At 29.2% G+C, this 569-nt stretch carries 1 protein-coding gene and 1 pseudogene; both read right to left on the reverse strand.

The features are described from left to right. Positions 1–259: 259 nt before the first annotated feature. Positions 260–442 (reverse strand): DUF3976 domain-containing protein, encoded by a 183-nt coding sequence (locus AC1DTM_RS30970; RefSeq protein ID WP_016088828.1) that lies wholly within the window; start codon positions 440–442, stop codon positions 260–262. 28 nt (positions 443–470) lie between these two features. Then, positions 471–569 (reverse strand): annotated as a pseudogene (locus AC1DTM_RS30975) (permease); the annotation flags it as partial.

Genomic DNA, 569 nt, shown 5'->3' on the forward strand with positions numbered 1-569 from the left:
GTAGTATTCCTGGCCCTCCCATACTAATATAGGTGGTACATGTTCTCGTTTGTTACATATTATATAAGTAATACTAGCTATAAGTAGTAGACATGTTAATAAAAAGAAGATAGCTTTTTTGTTCATATACTATTCTCCTTTCTATCATTTTATTGGATTATATAATAGGAAATATAGTTAGTAAATGGTTTTTATGGTTATTTTTAGTGTTAATTTCAAATAGAAAAACCTTACTAAAGTAAGGTTCCATTTTTTAATTTTATAGTGACTGATTTATTAAAACGATCATTACGATAATCGCTATAAACATAACAACTAAACAGCCGATCATTTTATAAAAGCCTCGTTTCGTTAACGTCCCACCTTGAACGTCTTTCCGAATAAATAAGAATACGGCTAAAAATAATACAAGCCCCATTCCAAAAGCATACAACATTTGCATATGTTAATCTTCCTTTCTCTCTTACATCTTAATATCTTTTCGCTAAAACAACAAATGAGATAAAAACTGTACTCATCGTAAGTGCCATTAATATGTTTAATAGTTCAACCGCAGATAGTGTAATTAC

It is taken from the genome of Bacillus sp. P4_D3, from assembly GCF_056401855.1.

Coding starts and splice junctions, on each gene's coding strand:
- AC1DTM_RS30970 (WP_016088828.1), bottom strand. CDS start 442: ATGCAAATGTTGTATGCTTTTGGAATGGGGCTTGTATTATTTTTAGCC.